This window comes from Streptomyces olindensis (assembly GCF_040645895.1).
Lineage (GTDB): Bacteria > Actinomycetota > Actinomycetes > Streptomycetales > Streptomycetaceae > Streptomyces > Streptomyces olindensis.
Genome location: NZ_JBEYZD010000079.1, coordinates 1 through 16,208 on the forward strand (window position 1 = coordinate 1; position 16,208 = coordinate 16,208).

General features: G+C 68.2%; 10 protein-coding genes. 5 read left to right on the forward strand and 5 right to left on the reverse strand.

Features of this window, described 5'->3' with window-relative positions; translation table 11 throughout:
* Positions 1-160 precede the first annotated feature (160 nt).
* The 5 genes from ABZ948_RS34315 to ABZ948_RS34335 all read right to left on the reverse strand — a co-directional run bounded on the left by ABZ948_RS34315 (position 161) and on the right by ABZ948_RS34335 (position 7,914).
* Complete coding sequence (locus ABZ948_RS34315) at positions 161-2,614, reverse strand: glycoside hydrolase family 3 N-terminal domain-containing protein (RefSeq protein WP_359766267.1); 2,454 nt, start codon at positions 2,612-2,614, stop codon at positions 161-163.
* 41 nt (positions 2,615-2,655) lie between these two features.
* Entirely contained in the window at positions 2,656-4,491 is a 1,836-nt protein-coding gene (locus tag ABZ948_RS34320; RefSeq protein WP_359766269.1) for a glycoside hydrolase family 3 protein, read from the reverse strand.
* 128 nt (positions 4,492-4,619) lie between these two features.
* Positions 4,620-5,534, reverse strand: coding sequence for a carbohydrate ABC transporter permease (locus tag ABZ948_RS34325; RefSeq protein ID WP_359766271.1), 915 nt, complete (start codon positions 5,532-5,534; stop codon positions 4,620-4,622).
* A complete protein-coding gene (locus ABZ948_RS34330; RefSeq protein WP_359766273.1) occupies positions 5,531-6,595 on the reverse strand; it encodes a carbohydrate ABC transporter permease in 1,065 nt (354 codons plus the stop codon). The genes ABZ948_RS34325 and ABZ948_RS34330 overlap by 4 nt, the downstream gene beginning before the upstream one ends.
* Before the next feature lie 71 nt (positions 6,596-6,666).
* Positions 6,667-7,914, reverse strand: a complete 1,248-nt coding sequence (locus ABZ948_RS34335) for an ABC transporter substrate-binding protein (RefSeq protein WP_359766275.1) — start codon at positions 7,912-7,914, stop codon at positions 6,667-6,669.
* A gap of 293 nt (positions 7,915-8,207) precedes the next feature.
* Between ABZ948_RS34335 and ABZ948_RS34340 the strand changes: the two genes are divergently transcribed.
* The 5 genes from ABZ948_RS34340 (at position 8,208) to ABZ948_RS34360 (ending at position 15,901) form a co-directional block, all read left to right on the forward strand.
* Positions 8,208-8,858: a TetR/AcrR family transcriptional regulator gene (locus tag ABZ948_RS34340; protein ID WP_359766277.1), complete on the forward strand. Its 651-nt coding sequence runs from the start codon at positions 8,208-8,210 to the stop codon at positions 8,856-8,858.
* 292 nt (positions 8,859-9,150) lie between these two features.
* Positions 9,151-10,584, forward strand: a complete 1,434-nt coding sequence (locus ABZ948_RS34345) for a GH1 family beta-glucosidase (protein ID WP_359766279.1) — start codon at positions 9,151-9,153, stop codon at positions 10,582-10,584.
* Between the two features lie 119 nt (positions 10,585-10,703).
* Positions 10,704-12,305: an endo-1,4-beta-xylanase gene (locus ABZ948_RS34350; RefSeq protein ID WP_359766281.1), complete on the forward strand. Its 1,602-nt coding sequence runs from the start codon at positions 10,704-10,706 to the stop codon at positions 12,303-12,305.
* A 309-nt stretch (positions 12,306-12,614) separates the two neighbouring features.
* Positions 12,615-13,385: an ABC transporter ATP-binding protein gene (locus ABZ948_RS34355; protein WP_359766283.1), complete on the forward strand. Its 771-nt coding sequence runs from the start codon at positions 12,615-12,617 to the stop codon at positions 13,383-13,385.
* Positions 13,385-15,901 (forward strand): ABC transporter permease, encoded by a 2,517-nt coding sequence (locus ABZ948_RS34360; protein WP_359766285.1) that lies wholly within the window; start codon positions 13,385-13,387, stop codon positions 15,899-15,901. Before ABZ948_RS34355 ends, ABZ948_RS34360 begins: the two co-directional genes overlap by 1 nt.
* Positions 15,902-16,208: the final 307 nt, after the last annotated feature.

Sequence of the window (16,208 nt, forward strand, 5' to 3'; positions counted from 1 at the left end):
GGTTGGGCCCGGGGCCGGGTCCGTGGCCGCGGCCATCGGCCTGCAGGCCGATGGCCCGGCGCAGGTTCGGGGGAGGTCTCGTCGCCGAGCTTCGTACCTGCACGCGATGGCCCGTGGGGAGCGGTGTCAGGTCCGCTCCCCACGGGCTGCTGGTGGGCGGCTACGTGAGAGCCGTCGGGGCGACTGCCTTGCCGGCCGTACCCCCGTCGTGCGGCGCGGTCCGTGTGGCGTGGGTCAGGTAGACCCTCCGCTCTGTGACGTCGGCCGTGTCACCGACGACTTCCAGGCGGCTCCGCAGGGGGAGGTCGCTCGACGACGAGCCGACAGAGATCCACATCGGACCGGGGCCCACGACCCACCTGTCGTCCAGGGACAGGTAGGCCAACACAGGAAGCTCCAGTGCGAACTTCACTGTCGCCCTTTCTCCTGGCTGAAGTTCCAGCCGGTGGAACCCCGCGAGTTGGAGTGCCGGCCGCGAGATGCCGGGGGCATCGTCCTCGACGTAGAGCTGGACGAGCTCCACGCCCGGGCGGTCGCCGGCGTTCTCGACGGTGACAGTGATGTCGACCGTGCCGTCGGGTTCGACCGTTGTGCTGCTCAGCTTGAGGTCGGAGTGGACGAAGCGCGTGTACGTCAGGCCGTGGCCGAACGGATAGAGCGGTGCCGCGGACTCGTCCACGTATCCGCCGTGCGGGTCGCCTTCGCGACGGCGGTATCCGCTGCCGAACCGCTGGCCTGCGTGGATGGGGACCTGTCCGCTGGAGCGGGGGACCGTGTAGGGCAGGCGTCCCTGCGGCTCGGCGGCGCCGGTCAGGATGTCCGCCACCGCGCGCGTGCCGAACTGCGAGCCGTAGTAACCGAGAAGGATCGCGTCGAGCTCGGGCTCGACGTCACCGAGGGCGACGGGGCGGCCGGAGAAGATCACGCCGACGGTTGCCTTGTCGAGCGCGGCGATCTCGTGCACAAGCCGGCGCTGTACGTCCGGCAGCCCCACATCGGCGGTGTCCGCGCCCTCGCCCTCCGTCCGTTCGCTGAAGAACCACCGTGCCAGGCCGCCGAGCGCCAGGACCACGATGTCGGCGTCACGCGCGGCCTCGACGGCGGCGCGCATCTCCTCGGCCCCGTCCGTGATGCCGCATCCTGCGGCGACGAGGATCTCCGCGTCGGGCAGCGCGGCGCGCAGGGCGTCCGCGAGGGAGACAGCCCCGTACTGCGTGTGGGCGTACTCGTCCTCGTCCATCGCGAGCAGGTCCCCGATCTCCTGCCGCACATAGGCTTCGTCGGGGCCGAAGGTGTCGATGTCGTCGACTCCGACCATCGAGCTGGTCGCGCCGTTCAGCAATGCCCGGGTGAGCGCGATGAAGGAGGGGAAGGTGTAGGGGGCGAAGGCCGCGCCGATCCGGTCGGCGTGCGGCCCGATGACGGCGATGCGTGGAGCGCCGCCGAGCGGGAGCACCCCGCCGGCGTTCTTGAGCAGGGTGACGGACTCGCGCGCCAGGCGCAGGGAGAGGTCGCGTCCCTCATGCGCCAGGGACACGATGGCCACGGGGTCGGTCTCCACGTACGGGTTCTCGAACAGGCCCAGCTGGAACTTGTGGGTCAGCACCCGCAGCACCGACTCGTCGACGGTCGTTTCCGGGATCTCGCCGACGCGGACGGCCTCGATGAGGCTGTCCCCGTAGCCGAACGGCTCGGGCAGCTCCACATCGATCCCGGCCCGCAGGCCCAGCACGCCCGCCTCACGTGCGTCGCGCGCGGCGCGGTGATGTGTCACGAGGTTCTCGATCGAGAGCCAGTCCGACACGACGGTGCCGTCGAAGCCGAGCTGGTCGCGCAGCATCTCGCGGAACAGACGCGGGTCGGCGGCAGCGGGCACTCCGTCCCAGTCGGCCAGCGAGTTCATGATCGAGCCGAGACCCGCGAGCTGGACGGCGGCGGCGAAGGGGCGCGCGTACACCTCCCGCAGCTCGCGCGCTCCCATCGGTACGGTCGCCATGTTGAGACCGGCCTCGCTCATGGCGTACCCGAGGAAGTGCTTGCCGGTGGCGATGACGCCGTCCACGAGCGACTCGCCCTGCAGACTGCGTACGAAGGACACCCCGAGCGCGCTGACCAGGTACGGATCCTCGCCGTAGGTCTCGTGTACGCGGCCCCATCGGGCGTCGCGGGCGACGTCGAGCAGCGGGGACAGGGCGTGGTGCAGGCCCACGGATCGCATCTGCCGGCGCATCAGTGCGGCCATCTCGCCCACCCCGGCGGTGTCCCAGGTGGCCGCGAGACCGATCGCCGTGGGGAAAGAGGTGAAGGTGGGCGCGTTGACGCCGTTGAGCGCCTCGATGTGCATGATCGCCGGAATGCCGAGGCGGGTGTTCTGCACGAGGTGGCGCTGCACCGCGTTGTTGAGCCGGGCGAGTTCGGCCGCGTCGGTCGGGAAACCGCCCATGTGCGGCTCGATGTAGCCGATGCCGTTCGCGAGTTTGGCCGCGGCGACATCCGGGCGGATGCCCTTCGCGTCGAAGAGCATCGTCGGGGTGAGCGACGTCAGTTGGGCGACCTTCTCCCGCATGGTCATCCGACCGAGCAACTCGGCAGCGCGGGAACGTGCGTCGGTCATGGCCTGTTCCTCCGGTACGAATTCCTGCCCTGAACTGGTCATCAGATGTCGAGCCCCGATCCCAGAGGGAACAGCGGATCCGCGGTGTTCGCCGGCACGTCGGGCGCGGACTCTCGCACGGCCTGCATCGAGCGCGGCAACTCGACGGGGAGTCTGCCCCGGGGGGCGATGCGGCCGGTGAGGGCGTCGAGCAGTGCGTCGTCCGAGACGCCGAAGGTGACGGTGAGGCCGGCGAGCGCGTCGATGAGCGGGGTGAGGATCGCGGGGCGGTCCAGGGCGACGTCCACGATGAGCGGGGCCTGCTGGGCGATCATGCGCAGTCGGTGCACAAGGCCGGGGGGCAGTTCGAGAGACCCCTGGTGGAAGTACGACTCCAGGAACAGGTCGTCCCGTGGCTCGAAGGGTGCGTCGATGCGCACGATGGCCAGGTCCGCCTCCTGCGGTGTGGCCGCGGGAGTGACGGCCCGGGCGAGGGCGTCCGGATCGACACCCTCCGCGTACACTCGCGCGTTCCGGTCGAGGGGGAGCAGCGGCGCGCCATGGACGACGGAGTTCTTGAGCACGGTGACCGATCGGGACTGCGTCTCCAGGGCGATCCGCCGGGTCTCGGCGTTGCCCACGACGGCCTCGGCGGCATCCTCGTCGACGAAAGGGTCGTCGAAGAGGCCGAGCCGGAACTTGACCAGCAGGACGCGGCGCGCCGACTCGTCGATCCTGCTCTCCGCGACGACGCCGTCCCGTACCAGCTCGAGCAGCAGGTCCGTGCACTGTTCGCCGCCGAACTGGTCCGCGCCGGCATTGAGGATCTTGACCAGGCGCCGGCGGGCGTCGAGCTCCTCGACTCCCCACGCACGGGCGGGCAGGACCTGGTCTCCGACGGGGTTGTCGTTCACGAGCTCCCAGTCCGTGATGATCAGGCCGTCGTAACCGAGCCGCTCGCGCAGCAGCCCGGTGAGGATCTGCTTGTTGTACCCGAACCCGACCTCCTCGATCGGTACGCCGTCGATCTCGAGCCCGACCGGCATCCCGTAGTAGGGCATGATCGCGGCGGTGTCGTGCTCGATGGCGGCGACGAACGGACGTAGGTGCTCGTCGAACGCCCCGCCCGGGTAGACCTGCTCTCGGCCGTACGGGAAGTGCGCGTCCTCACCGTCCAGTTGCGCACCGGCGCCGGGGAAGTGCTTCGTGACGCAGGCGACGCTCGTCGAGTCCAGGGTGGTGCCCTGGAACCCCTCGAGATACGCGCGCGTGTAGGCCACCACGAGATCGGTGTCGGCGCCGAAGGTCTGGAGCTGGCGTGCCCACCTGGGCTCGCTGGCGAGGTCCACCTGGGGGTGCAGCGCCATGCGGATCCCCACAGCGCGGTACTCGTCACGCGCCCGGCGTGCGAACTCGCGTACGACGTCCGGGTCCCGCAGCGCCGCGAGGCCGAGCCCGTCGGGCCACTGCGAGAACGGGCCCGCGGTGAACGACGCCCCCACGTTCTCCAGGAACCCGTGTCGCGGGTCGGTGGATATCGTCACCGGGATGCCGTGCGGGGTCTTCTCCGCGAGCCGTTGGATCGCGTTGTTCCATCGTGCGGCCGACCGGGCGTCTTCGATGCGGTGCACGTTGAAGTGGTTCATCGCCCTGCCGATGATCACCTCGCTGGTGGGCGACTTGCTGATCGCGCCGGGCTCTTCGAGGACGGTGCCGTCCGGGCCGATCTCGATGACCGTGTGGAAGAGCAGACCGACCTTTTCTTCGAGCGAGAGCCGGGACAGCAGGTCCTCGGTGCGTTCCTCGGGGCTGAGCCGTGGGTCCTCGTACGGGTCCATGCGGCCGTTGCCGTTGAGGTCGCGGAATGCGGTGCTGTCCGGTGCGGTCGTCGCGTGCATGGGGGGTCGGTGGTTCCTCTCAGGTTCGTCTCCGGGGCCTTGGGGGCGGCCTCGGCAGGGTGGGGGCGCAGGCGCAGTGGCACCGCTGAGTCCCACTGAGGTCGGGGCGCGCGCTGCTGCGAGCGGCGTCACCCCTTGATGGCTCCCTGCATCACGCCGGCGACGAGCTGCTTGCCGAGGATGGCGAACAGTGCCAGCAGCGGCACCACCGACACCAGCACGCCGGTCATGATGAGGGGGATGTCCTTGAAGAACCCGGCTTGCAGCAGTTGCAGCGCGACGGGCAGTGTCGGGTTGGTCGTGCCGAGGACGATCGACGGCCAGAAGAAATTGGTCCAGGCTCCGATGAAGGTGAACAGGCCCAGCATCGCGGCCGCGGGCCTCGCGGCGGGCAGGACGATGGACCGGAAGATCCGGAAGGTCGACGCGCCGTCGATACGGGCGGCTTCGATGAGCTCATAGGGCAGGGCCGCCTGAAGATACTGCGTCATCCAGAACACTCCGAAGGCGGACGCGACACCGGGGATGATCACCGCCCACAGGCTGCCCGTCAGTCCCAGCTCGCGCATGACGATGAACAGCGGCACGACGCCCAGCTGGGTCGGGACCGCCATGGTGGCCACGACGAAGGCGAGCAGACCCGCCCGCCCCTTGAACCGGAGCTTCGCGAAGGCGAAACCCGCCAGCGTGGACAGGAACACGACCGCCAGCGCCGTCGTCACCGAGACGACGACGGAATTCCAGACCGCGCGCGGCAGATCGATGTCCGAATCGAAGACGCGCACGAGGTTGTCGCCCAGGTGCCCGCCCGGGATGGGCGAGGGGATCGGGTTCTGCGCGACCTCCGCCGATGTCGAGGACGCGAGCAGGAGTGTGTAGTAGAGCGGGAAGATCGAAATCAGCGCGACCACGGTGAGGATGACGTAGGTCATCCGTCCGGGCCGGCGCACGGCACCGTGGTCCCGGTCGCGACGGCGGCGCGCCGCCCGGGCGGCGCCTCGGCCGGATGTCTGCTCGATGTACGGGACGGAAGGAGTGGTCATGTGCTGCTCCCGGGCGTGTCACCGGACGGTGCGGAGGAGGCGGGCGCAGGGGCTGCTGCCCCGGCGGCGCGGCGCGCCTTTCGGGGGACAGTCCCCGGATCGTCGCCGGAGGCGATGCGGCGCGACAGCCAGTTGCTGACCACTGCGAACACGATGATCAGCAGGAAGAGCAGCCACGCCACCGCCGCGGCGCGGCCCAGCCGCTGCTGGTTCCAGCCGAGTTCGTACAGGTACAGAGTGATCGTCTTCCACTGCCCTGAGCTGCCACCGAGCCCCTGTGTGTCGTACAGCCGTGGCTCGTCGAAGATCTGCAGGCCGCCGATCGTGGACGTGATCACGACGAAGATGATCGTCGGGCGTACGGAGGGCACCGTGACGGAGAAGAACTGCCGCACCCGGCCCGCGCCGTCGAGGATCGCCGCTTCGTACAGGTCACGGGAGATCGCCTGCATGGCCGCCAGCAGCACGAGCGTGTTGAAGCCGGTCCACCGGAAGTTGACCATGTTGGCGATGACGATGTGCGCCGGCAGGCTGTCTCGATGCCAGCCGATCGGGTCCACCCCCAGTTGCTCAAGCAGCGCGTTGACCAGGCCGGACTGATCCGCGAACATGCGCGAGAAGATGAGCGACACGGCGACCGGCGCGATGACGTACGGCAGCAGCACGCCCATGCGCCAGAAGGTTCGCGCGCGGATGTTCGCGTGCAGGAGGCTGGCCAGTACGAGCGCGATGGCGACCTGGGGAACGGTCGACAGCAGGAAGATGCTGACGGTGTTGCCCATCGCATCCCAGAAGACCGGCTGTTCCAGGACGAAGGTGAAGTTGTCCAGCCCCACGAAGTCGCCCTGACCGCCGATGAGGTCCCAGTCGTGCAGCGAGACGTACGCGGTGTACAGCAGCGGGAAGAGGCCGACGATCCCGAACAGGATGAAGAACGGTGAGATGTAGGCGTACGGCGACGCCTTCATGTCCCAGCGGCCCAGACGCTGACGCCAGTGTGAAGGGGGTGGAGGAGGGGAGGCATCCGCGCGGGTCGACGCGTTCGCTGCCGGATGGGCCATGGGCTCTTCCTTCGGTGATGACCCGGGGACACCCGCAGCGGCGGGCGCCCCCGAGTTGGCGGACGCGCTGCTCACTTCAGCGCGTCCAGCCCGTCGACGAACATGTCCCACGACTCCTTCACGGAGTGGGTCTTGTCGACCGAGACGCGATTGATCGCGTCGTTGAACGCCGCCGTGATCGCGAAGTAGTTCTCGCCCTTGTACGGAATCGTCTTGATGGCCGACGCACGGGCGGTGAGGATCTTCCCCACGGGCGCGTCGCTGAAGAAGGGATCGGTCACCTTCTGCAGCTCGGGGCTGTTCTGGGCCTTGACCTGGCTGGGGAAGTTGCCCGTCGCCTTGAACGCCTTCATCTGCTGCTCGGGGGCGGTCAGCCACTCCGCGAGCGCCTGCGCCTCCTTGGGATGCTTCGACTGCGTCGGCACGGTGAGGTACGACCCGCCGCTGTTGACACCGCCGTTGGGGTAGACGTCGGCGACATCCCATCCCTTGACCCCGGCCGCGTTGCCCTTGATGACGCCGAGCATCCACGACGGTGCGAGCATGACCGCGAACTTGTCCTTCTGGAAGGCGCTCACCCAGTCCTCGCTGAACCGCGCCAGGTGAGCCGACAAGTCCTCGTGCGACGTCACCGTGTCGTAGATGTTCCGCAGATCCTTGTTCTCACCCGCGATGATGTCGTCGGTCTTGGGGTCTTCCCAGAGCACTTCGTACTGGTCGGCCCAGCTGGTCGCGACCGAGGCCGACGCGTCGTAGAACGCCGGGCCGGTCTTGGCGGCCATGAACTTCTCTCCGACGGTGAAGAAGTCGTCCCACGTCGCGTCGTCGCCCCCGAAGAGTTCGGCGACCGCCTTGCGATCGGTCGGCAGGCCGGCTGCCTTGAAGAGGTCGGCCCGGTAGGCGATGGTCTGCGGGCCTATGTCCGTCGCGTATCCGAGCAGCTTGCCGTCCTTCGTGGTGGCGAGCTTGGTGGTCCAGTCCTTCCAACGGCCATCGACCTTCGGTGAGGAGAGGTCCGCGAAGTTGTCCGGGTACTTGAGGATCTGCGACATCCAGCTGTTGTCGACACCGACGACGTCGGCGAGGCCCGAGCCCGCGCCGAGGGCGGTCTGGAACTGCTCCTTGGCCTCGTCGCTCGTGGCGAAGCGGTTGTGCTTGATCGTGATCTCCGGGTGGAGCTTCTGGTACTCCTTCAGCAGGTCGCCGTATCCCCACTCGCTGAACGTGGAGATGTTGAGAGTGATCTTGCCGTCAGCGCCACCCTCGTCGCCGGATCCGCACCCAGCAGTGAGGGCGGTCAGCGAGACCACTGCAAGCACAGCAAGGGACCTTCGGGGGAATCGCATCTGTACTCCTTTGTCCATGCGGGGCACCTCGGCTCCGCGGCGACGTGGCAGGCGGCCCGGCCGCTGTGCGCTCCCGCGAGGTGAACGAGAGCCTTTCGCCCGAAGGTCGTTCACGCTGCAGCTTCCCCGGCTGGGGTGTCGTCCCGGATGTCGCGGTGGCGGCGAGTATCCCGCAATACAGTTCACGTGACAAGTTTTCGGCCGGTTCTCGTCGTCTCCCCCTCAACCGGGCCGGTCACGACGTCACGCACCGGTATCTTGAGGGAATGGCGGAACGCAACGGGCCTCGCGGCCCCTATCGCAAAGGGCTCCAGCGCCGCCGGGAGATCATCGCCGCTGCAGCCGAGCTCTTTGCCGAAGCCGGGTACACGCACTCGTCGATGCGTGAGCTCGCGAGGCGGATGGGCCTCACACAGACAGGGGTCCTCCACCACTTCGCCGACAAGGAAGAACTCCTGGTCGAAGTGCTCAACCTGCGTGACTCGTCAGTCGACGAGTATCTGTCGGAGCTCCAGGCCACCGACGTACCGACCCGGTCGAAAGAGGTCGCGCGCCACTCCGCGGAACACGAGGGGCTGACGTCCCTGTACATCATCCTGGCCGCCGAGGCGATCTACCGCGATCACCCGGCGCACCAGTACTTCGTCGAGCACTACCGCTCGGCCCAGACACAGACGCTCGATCCCGGCCCCGAGGCTTCCGAGGACGCCCCGATGGGAGTGAGCCCGGAGATGATCGCCACTCTCGGGATCGCCGTACAGGACGGGCTGCAACTGCAGCGGCGGTATCGGGACGACATCGACGTCGTCGCCGCGGTCGACGCCTTTTGGCGCCTCGTGGCGGCTGCCCGGGCGCACTGGTCACAGCAATCGGCCCGTGACGGCTCCGATCGGCAGGACGGCGACGACTCCGACTGAGTTCTGCTCGAACCGGTCGTGATCGACGAACGCGGGCATGAAGGCGACGTCGAGCCCCGAGTCCTGCAAGGGGCGCCGAAGAACCTCATGCGTCTCCGCCTGCACACGGTCTCCAACACCCCGCCGTTCCATCGGCCGGCATCACACCTCATCGATCACCGCGCTCCCCAACACCCTCTGGCACAGGACCAAGAGGCCCTCTGCCAACGAGGCGACGGAGTTCGCGCTGCCCCTGTGCCGATTACATTTCAGCTGATAGGTTTTGGCGCCACGTCACCAGAGAGGCTGATCCATGTACGGCAACTCGATCGATTCCGGGCACCTGACGTTCCCGCCGGACTTCGTCCTCGGCGCCGCGACCGCCGCCTATCAGATCGAGGGTGGCGCGAGGGAGGGTGGACGGGGGCCGTCCATCTGGGACACCTTCAGCCACACCCCGGGGAAGACCGCCCGCGGTGCGACTGGTGATGTCGCCGCGGACCACTACCACCACGTCGAGTCCGACCTCGACCTGATGGCCTCCCTCAACCTCGACGCCTACCGGTTCTCCATCTCCTGGCCGCGGGTGATGCCCACGGGCGAGGGCGCAGTCAACCCGGAGGGACTGGCGTTCTACTCGCGGCTCGTCGACGGCCTGCTCGCACGCGGGATCAAGCCGATCGTGACGCTCAACCACTGGGATCTCCCGCAAGCGCTGGAGGATCGCTACGGCGGCTGGCGGGGGCGCGAGACCGCTTTCGCCTTCGAGAAGTACGCGCAGATCGTGGGCGCGGCCCTCGGAGACCGGGTCGCCGTCTGGTCGACGCACAACGAGCCGTGGAACAACTCGTTCGCCGGGTACGGCAGCGGGGTGTTCGCACCTGGCGTGAAGAGTCACGCGGATGCGCTGAAGGCCGCGCATCATCTGAATCTCTCGCACGGGCTCGCGGTTGCAGCCCTGCGCCGCACCGTGACGAACCCCGACGCTCGGATTAGCGTCGTGCTGAACATCTTCCGTATCGAAGCCGAGACCCCGAAGGACGCCGAGGCCGCTCGCCGTTTCGACGCCGTGGCCAACCGCGTGTTCACGGGGCCGATGCTCCGCGGGGAGTACCCCGCCGATCTCCTTGACGACACCCGTACCTTCACCGACTGGAGCTTCGTACTCCCGGGCGACCTGGAGATCTGCCATCAGCCGATCGACCTGCTCGGGGTCAACTACTACGAGGTCATGCATGTACGCCTGAAGCGGGACTTCGATCCCGCGACCGAAGCCACTGGCGGCACGCCTTTCCCGGGCTCGGAGCGCATCGAGTTCGTTCGCCGCGACGATCTGGGGCGAACGGCGATGGATTGGGGAATCGAGCCACGAGGGCTGGAGGACCACCTGGTCGCCCTGTCGAAGGAGTTTCCCGAGCTGCCCGTCATGGTGATGGAGAACGGCGCGGCGTTCGCGGACGCGGTCAGCGAATCCAACGGTCGGCGCGTGGTCCTCGATCGCGACCGGACGCAGTTCCTCATCGATCACGTGACGGCGACTCATCGCGCTCGGGAGAGAGGCGCGAACGTCGTCGGGTATCTGGTGTGGTCGCTGCTCGACAACTTCGAATGGGCCGAGGGCTACGGCCCTCGATTCGGCATCATCCGCGTCGACTACGACACCCAGGAGCGCATTCCGAAGCTGAGCGCGCACTGGTTCGCCGAGCTCTGCGCGACGAAGGTCATCCCGGTCCTCGCCCATCCGTGAGATGACCGGGCCGGGCTCGTTGGACCCAGCTCGACACCGGGCCTGAAGAAGGGCCGTATGGCGACGCTTCACCCCCAGACCGTCCATCACACATGAATGCGAGGCGCGATTCGATGAGAATGCACCGCACCGTTGCGGCGCTCGTCACCGCAACCATAGGACTCGCGGCTGCCGTCATCCCGGTCGCCGATGCCGCAGCCGACTCAGGCGCCACCCTCCGCGAACTCGCCGCGGACGAGGGAATCCTCATGGGTTCCGGGGCGATCAACCCCAACTACCTCGACGAACCCCGGTTCCGCGAGGTCCTCGCGGAACAGTTCAACAGCCTGTCGCCCGAGAACGAGCTCAAGTGGAACTTCGTCCAACCCGAGAAAGGCGACTTCAAGTTCGCGGGCCTCGACCGGCTCGTGGACTTCGCGGAAGACAACGACATGGTGGTCAAGGGCCACGGCCTCATCTCAGGCTGCTGCAACCCTGACTACGTGACCGAGATCACCGACCCGGATGAGCTCCGCGCGGTCATGAGAACCCACTTCGACACGATCATGGATCGTTACGCAGGAAAAATGGACCGGTGGGACGTCGTGACCGAGCCGTTCTCGACCTTCGGCGGAACCGGCCTGGTGCAGAACCACTTCTACGACGTCCTCGGCGCGGACTACATCGCGGAAACGTTCCGCATCGCGCACGCCGCCGATCCCGAGGCGAAGCTGTTCATCAACGAGTCGTTGGTGGAGTTCTACCCGGCAAAGCGCCAGGAGCTCTACGACCTCGTCGCCGGCCTGGTCGCCGACGGTGTGCCCATCCACGGGGTGGGTTTCGAGATGCACGAGACGCAGGCGGGGCCGGAGCCGGGGGTCATCACCGAGATGGCGAACTCCTACCAGGCACTCGGACTCGATGTCGCCATCACCGAACTCGACGTGCACACCTACGACGTCGAGCAGCAAACGCAGATCTACGGCGACGTCGTCGCCGAGGCGCTGGCCGCCGGCATCCGGGACATCAGCTTCTGGGGCTTCACCGACAAACACGCCTTCACCTGGCTGCCGGGCGCGAAGCCGCTCATGTTCGACGAGGACTACAACCCCAAGCCGGCCTACTTCGCCACCCGGGACGCCCTGCGGAGCTTCGTCGCCGGCACCTCGGCTCCGGGCGCCGGCACCCTCACGAACACCAGTGGATGGACGCACGGCCTCCATGACGGCAATTACAGCGTCGTGATGAACCTCTGGCATGGGACCCCGGGCAGCTTCTACCGCCTGTACGAGAACGACACTCTCATCTCCGCGCGGGTGCCCGACACGGTCAGCGGCACTTCTCAGTCAGTCGAGACCGAGTTCACGGACAAGCCCAACGGAACCTATGAGTATCGGGCCGAACTGATCAACTCGAACGGCACCACCGCCACCACCACGACGACCGTCACGGTCACAGGTGCGGTGCCGGGCAAGCCTGTGGTCAGCCACGACAACTGGGACAAGGACGGCACCTTCACCGCCACGGCGAACATGTGGTGGGGCACGAACGCCACCTCCTACACCTTCCTGCTCGACGGTGCGGTCGTCGGCAAGGGGCCGTTGACCGCCAACACGCCGAACGCCCAGTCTCCTCAGGTGACCCTGTCAGGAGTGGCGGCGGGCACCCACAGCCTGAAGGTGGTCCTCACCAACGCGCGGGGCTCGACCGAGTCCGACCCGATACACGTCACCGTCAACTGACACAGAGGCTGTTCCTGCCGGTGGCAGAAGAGCAAGCGCCCGGGGTGATCACACTCCGGGCGCTCTCTCGTTCGGCCGAAACGCCGCGGGGTCGGCCTGCAGGCCGATGTCGGCCACCCTGTACCGGCCTGGTGGCCGAGGACGGGCGGCGCGCTGCGGCGGGATCGTCGACAGCATGCAGATCCTCACTGTTCTCGGCCTCACCCTGGCGGCGCTCGCCGGGCTGTGCTTCGTCCTGTGCGCCCTCGTCACGACGGAGGCGGCCCGATGAGCTCGTACACCCCCTCGTCCTGGCAGGAGCACCGTCCCGTGACCACCGCATCCCTCGCCGACCGGGCCACCACCGTGGCCGCGCGCGCCACGGATCTGTCGAAGATCTACGGACAGGGTGAGACCCAGGTGGTCGCCCTGGACCGGGTCTCCGTCGACTTCCGGCAGGCCGAGTTCACCGCGATCATGGGCCCCTCCGGCTCCGGCAAATCCACGCTTATGCACTGCGTGGCCGGTCTGGACACGTTCTCCTCCGGGTCCGTGCGCATCGGCGAGACCGAGCTGGGCTCCTTGAAGGACAAGCAGCTGACCAAGCTGCGCCGGGACAAGATCGGCTTCATCTTCCAGGCGTTCAACCTGCTGCCGACTCTTACGGCCCTGGAGAACATCACCCTCCCGATGGACATCGCGGGCCGCAAGCCGGACCAGCAGTGGCTGGACTCCGTCATCCGGATGGTCGGCCTGGCGGACCGGCTCGGCCACCGGCCCTCCCAGCTCTCCGGCGGCCAGCAGCAGCGCGTCGCCGTGGCCCGGGCACTGGCCTCAAAGCCCGAGATCGTCTTCGGCGACGAGCCGACCGGAAACCTCGACTCGCGGTCCGGCGCCGAGGTGCTGGGCTTCCTGCGCGACTCCGTACGGGAGTTGGGGCAGACCGTGGTGATGGTGACCCACGACCCGGTGGCGGCGTCGTACGCGGACCGAGTGGTGTTCCTCGCGGACGGACGGATCGTCGACGAGATGTACCGGCCGACCGCGGACAACGTGCTCGACTTCATGAAGCAGTTCGACGCGAAGGGCCGCACCAGCTGATGTTCCGTACCTCCATGCGCAACGTGCTCGCGCACAAGGCCCGGCTCCTGATGACCGTGCTCGCCGTGATGCTCGGCGTCGCGTTCGTCTCCGGCACCCTGGTCTTCACCAACACCATCTCCGACGCGTACCAGAAGAGTTCCGCCAAGGGCTTCGACCAGGTCGACGTCGCCATACAGCCGAAGTACCTGAGCGAGGGGGATCGGCGACCTGAGCTGACCCGGGCGGTGCTCCACGACAGCGCCCGGGTGCCCGGGGCCGGGCAGGCCATCGGGGTCGTCAGCGGCTTCACCGCCCTCGCCGGCAAGGACGGCAAGCCGGCCGGCAGCGGCTTCGAGTCACGGGGAGGGAACTACTGGGGCGCCAAGGACGCCCGGTACCCGCTGGTCGGCGGGCACGCCCCGAAGGGCCGGGGCGAGGTCCTCATCGACTCCAAGACGGCCGAGCGCACCGGCTACAAGGTCGGCGACACCGTACGGCTGTCCGTCGACGGCCCCGTACTGACCCCGACGATCAGCGGCATCTTCACCACCGACGACGGCAACGTCGCCGCCGGCGGCAGCCTCACCCTCTTCGACACGGCGACCGCGCAGAAGCTGCTCGCCAAGCCGGGCACCTACGACCAGATCGACGTCACGGCGAAGCCGGGCGTCAGCCAGGCCGCGCTCAAGGCGGAGCTCGACAAGGCGCTGCCGAAGGGCCTCGTCGAGACCACCACCGGCCAGGTGCTCGCCGACCAGGAGGCGGCGCAGATCGCCCAGTCGATGGACGGCCTGAAGAAGGTACTGCTGGGCTTCGCCGCGATCGCGCTGTTCGTCGGCACGTTCATCATCGCCAACACCTTCACCATGCTGGTCGCCCAGCGCACCAAGGAGCTGGCGCTGCTGCGCGCGGTCGGCGCCTCACGCCGGCAGGTGACGCGGTCGGTGCTCATCGAGGCATTCGTGGTGGGTGCGGTCGCCGCCGTCACCGGTCTACTCGCGGGCGTCGGCATCGGCGCCGGACTGCGCTTGCTGATGGGCTCGTTCGGCGAGACCATCCCCGACGGGCCGCTCGTCGTCTCCCCCGGCACTGTCGTCACCGCCCTCGCGGTCGGCATCCTGGTGACCATGCTGGCGGCGTGGCTGCCCGGCCGTAGGGCCGCGAAGATCCCGCCGGTGGCGGTGATGAGCAGCATCCACGCGCAGGCAAGCGCCAAGTCGCTGATGCTGCGCAACACGCTGGGCGCGCTGCTCTCGGCGGTGGGCGTCGCGATCGTCCTGGCCGCCACGACGATGGACGACGACAGCGGGCAGGCCCCGATGGGGCTGGGCGCCGTCCTGCTGCTCATCGGCGTCTTCATCCTCACCCCGCTGCTGTCCCGCCCGCTGATCGCCGCCGCGGCACCGGCCCTGCGCGGCTTCGGCATCGCGGGCAAGCTCGCCCGGGAGAACGCGGCGCGCAACCCGCGCCGTACGGCCGCCACCGCCGCGGCGCTGATGATCGGGCTCACCCTCATCACCGGCATGACGGTGATGGCGAACAGCCTGCAGCAGGGCATCGACAAGATGGCGGCGTCCGCGATCCGCGCCGACTACACGGTGTCCATGGCGAACGGCAACCTGCTGTCGCCGCAGGTCGAGGAGAAGCTGGCCCGCACCGACGGGGTCACCGCCACCAGCCCGATGGTCAGCGCGTTCGCCCAGATCCGCGGCGTGAGCGAGCCCCTGACGGGTGTCAACGGCGCCGCGCTCGGGGACGTGACCGACCTCAAGGTCCAGGATGGCTCCCTCAAGGTCGGCGGCACGCGGGTCGTCGTCGACCAGGAGACCGCCAAGTCCCGTGGCTGGCAGTCCGGTTCGAGCTTCACGGCCACCTACGAGGACGGCAAGGAGCAGAAGCTGACGGTCGCCGGGGTCTACGAGGGCAACAGTGTGCTCAACGGCATCATGATCGACACCGCGACCCTCGCCCCGCACGAGCCGGACCCGGCCGTCATGAAGGTGATGGTGAAGACCGCCGACGGCGCGTCCGACGCGACGAAGGACCGGTTGGTGAAGGCCCTCGGCACCAACCCGGCGATCAAGATCCAGGACAAGCAGGACATCTCGAACGAGAGCGCACAGACGTTCACACTGGTCCTGAACATGGTCTACGGCCTGCTGGCCATGGCGGTGATCGTGGCGGTCCTCGGCGTGGTCAACACCCTGGCCATGTCGGTCTTCGAACGCTCCCAGGAGATCGGCATGCTCCGGGCGATCGGCCTGGACCGCCAGGGCACCAAGCGGATGGTCCGCCTGGAGTCCCTGGTGATCTCCCTCCTCGGCGGAGTGCTCGGCATGGGGCTCGGTGTGTTCTTCGGCTGGGCGGCCGGGGAGCTGCTGAGCGCGAAGATGGCGACGTACGAACTGGTGCTGCCCTGGGGCCGGATGGGGGTCTTCCTGCTGCTGGCGGCGACGGTCGGTGTCCTGGCCGCGCTGTGGCCGGCCCGGCGGGCGGCGCGGCTGAACATGTTGCAGGCGATCAAGGCGGAGTAGCGACACCGGCTGTAGGGTCCCGTCCCTGTTTCCCTCCAGGGAACGGGGCCCTTGGCGTGTCCAGGCACACGGGCCGGGCAGCCCTGAGCGGGAGAGCTGCTGGTGCGCCGCGACCGAGACGCACCCACGGACGTACGAACTCGGCTCTGAATGGCCGAAGCCGCTCCGGTCCGCGGCGTCGACGGCAGCGCGGTGACGGGCTGCCGAACAATCCGAGCGTCGGCATCGGAAACAATTTCCGCAAGGGACGGCGGCTGCTCGTCATCGTTTGCCAGTCTCGGTCCGCCGCAGCGGATTCCGGCGCGGC

Bases quoted from the DNA above. Each gene is read 5' to 3' on its own strand.
- ABZ948_RS34315 (WP_359766267.1), bottom strand. From the start codon at position 2,614: ATGACCGACGCACGTTCCCGCGCTGCCGAGTTGCTCGGTCGGATGACC.
- ABZ948_RS34320 (WP_359766269.1), bottom strand. From the start codon at position 4,491: ATGCACGCGACGACCGCACCGGACAGCACCGCATTCCGCGACCTCAAC.
- ABZ948_RS34325 (WP_359766271.1), bottom strand. From the start codon at position 5,534: ATGACCACTCCTTCCGTCCCGTACATCGAGCAGACATCCGGCCGAGGC.
- ABZ948_RS34330 (WP_359766273.1), bottom strand. From the start codon at position 6,595: ATGGCCCATCCGGCAGCGAACGCGTCGACCCGCGCGGATGCCTCCCCT.
- ABZ948_RS34340 (WP_359766277.1), top strand. From the start codon at position 8,208: ATGGCGGAACGCAACGGGCCTCGCGGCCCCTATCGCAAAGGGCTCCAG.
- ABZ948_RS34345 (WP_359766279.1), top strand. From the start codon at position 9,151: ATGTACGGCAACTCGATCGATTCCGGGCACCTGACGTTCCCGCCGGAC.
- ABZ948_RS34350 (WP_359766281.1), top strand. From the start codon at position 10,704: ATGCACCGCACCGTTGCGGCGCTCGTCACCGCAACCATAGGACTCGCG.
- ABZ948_RS34360 (WP_359766285.1), top strand. From the start codon at position 13,385: ATGTTCCGTACCTCCATGCGCAACGTGCTCGCGCACAAGGCCCGGCTC.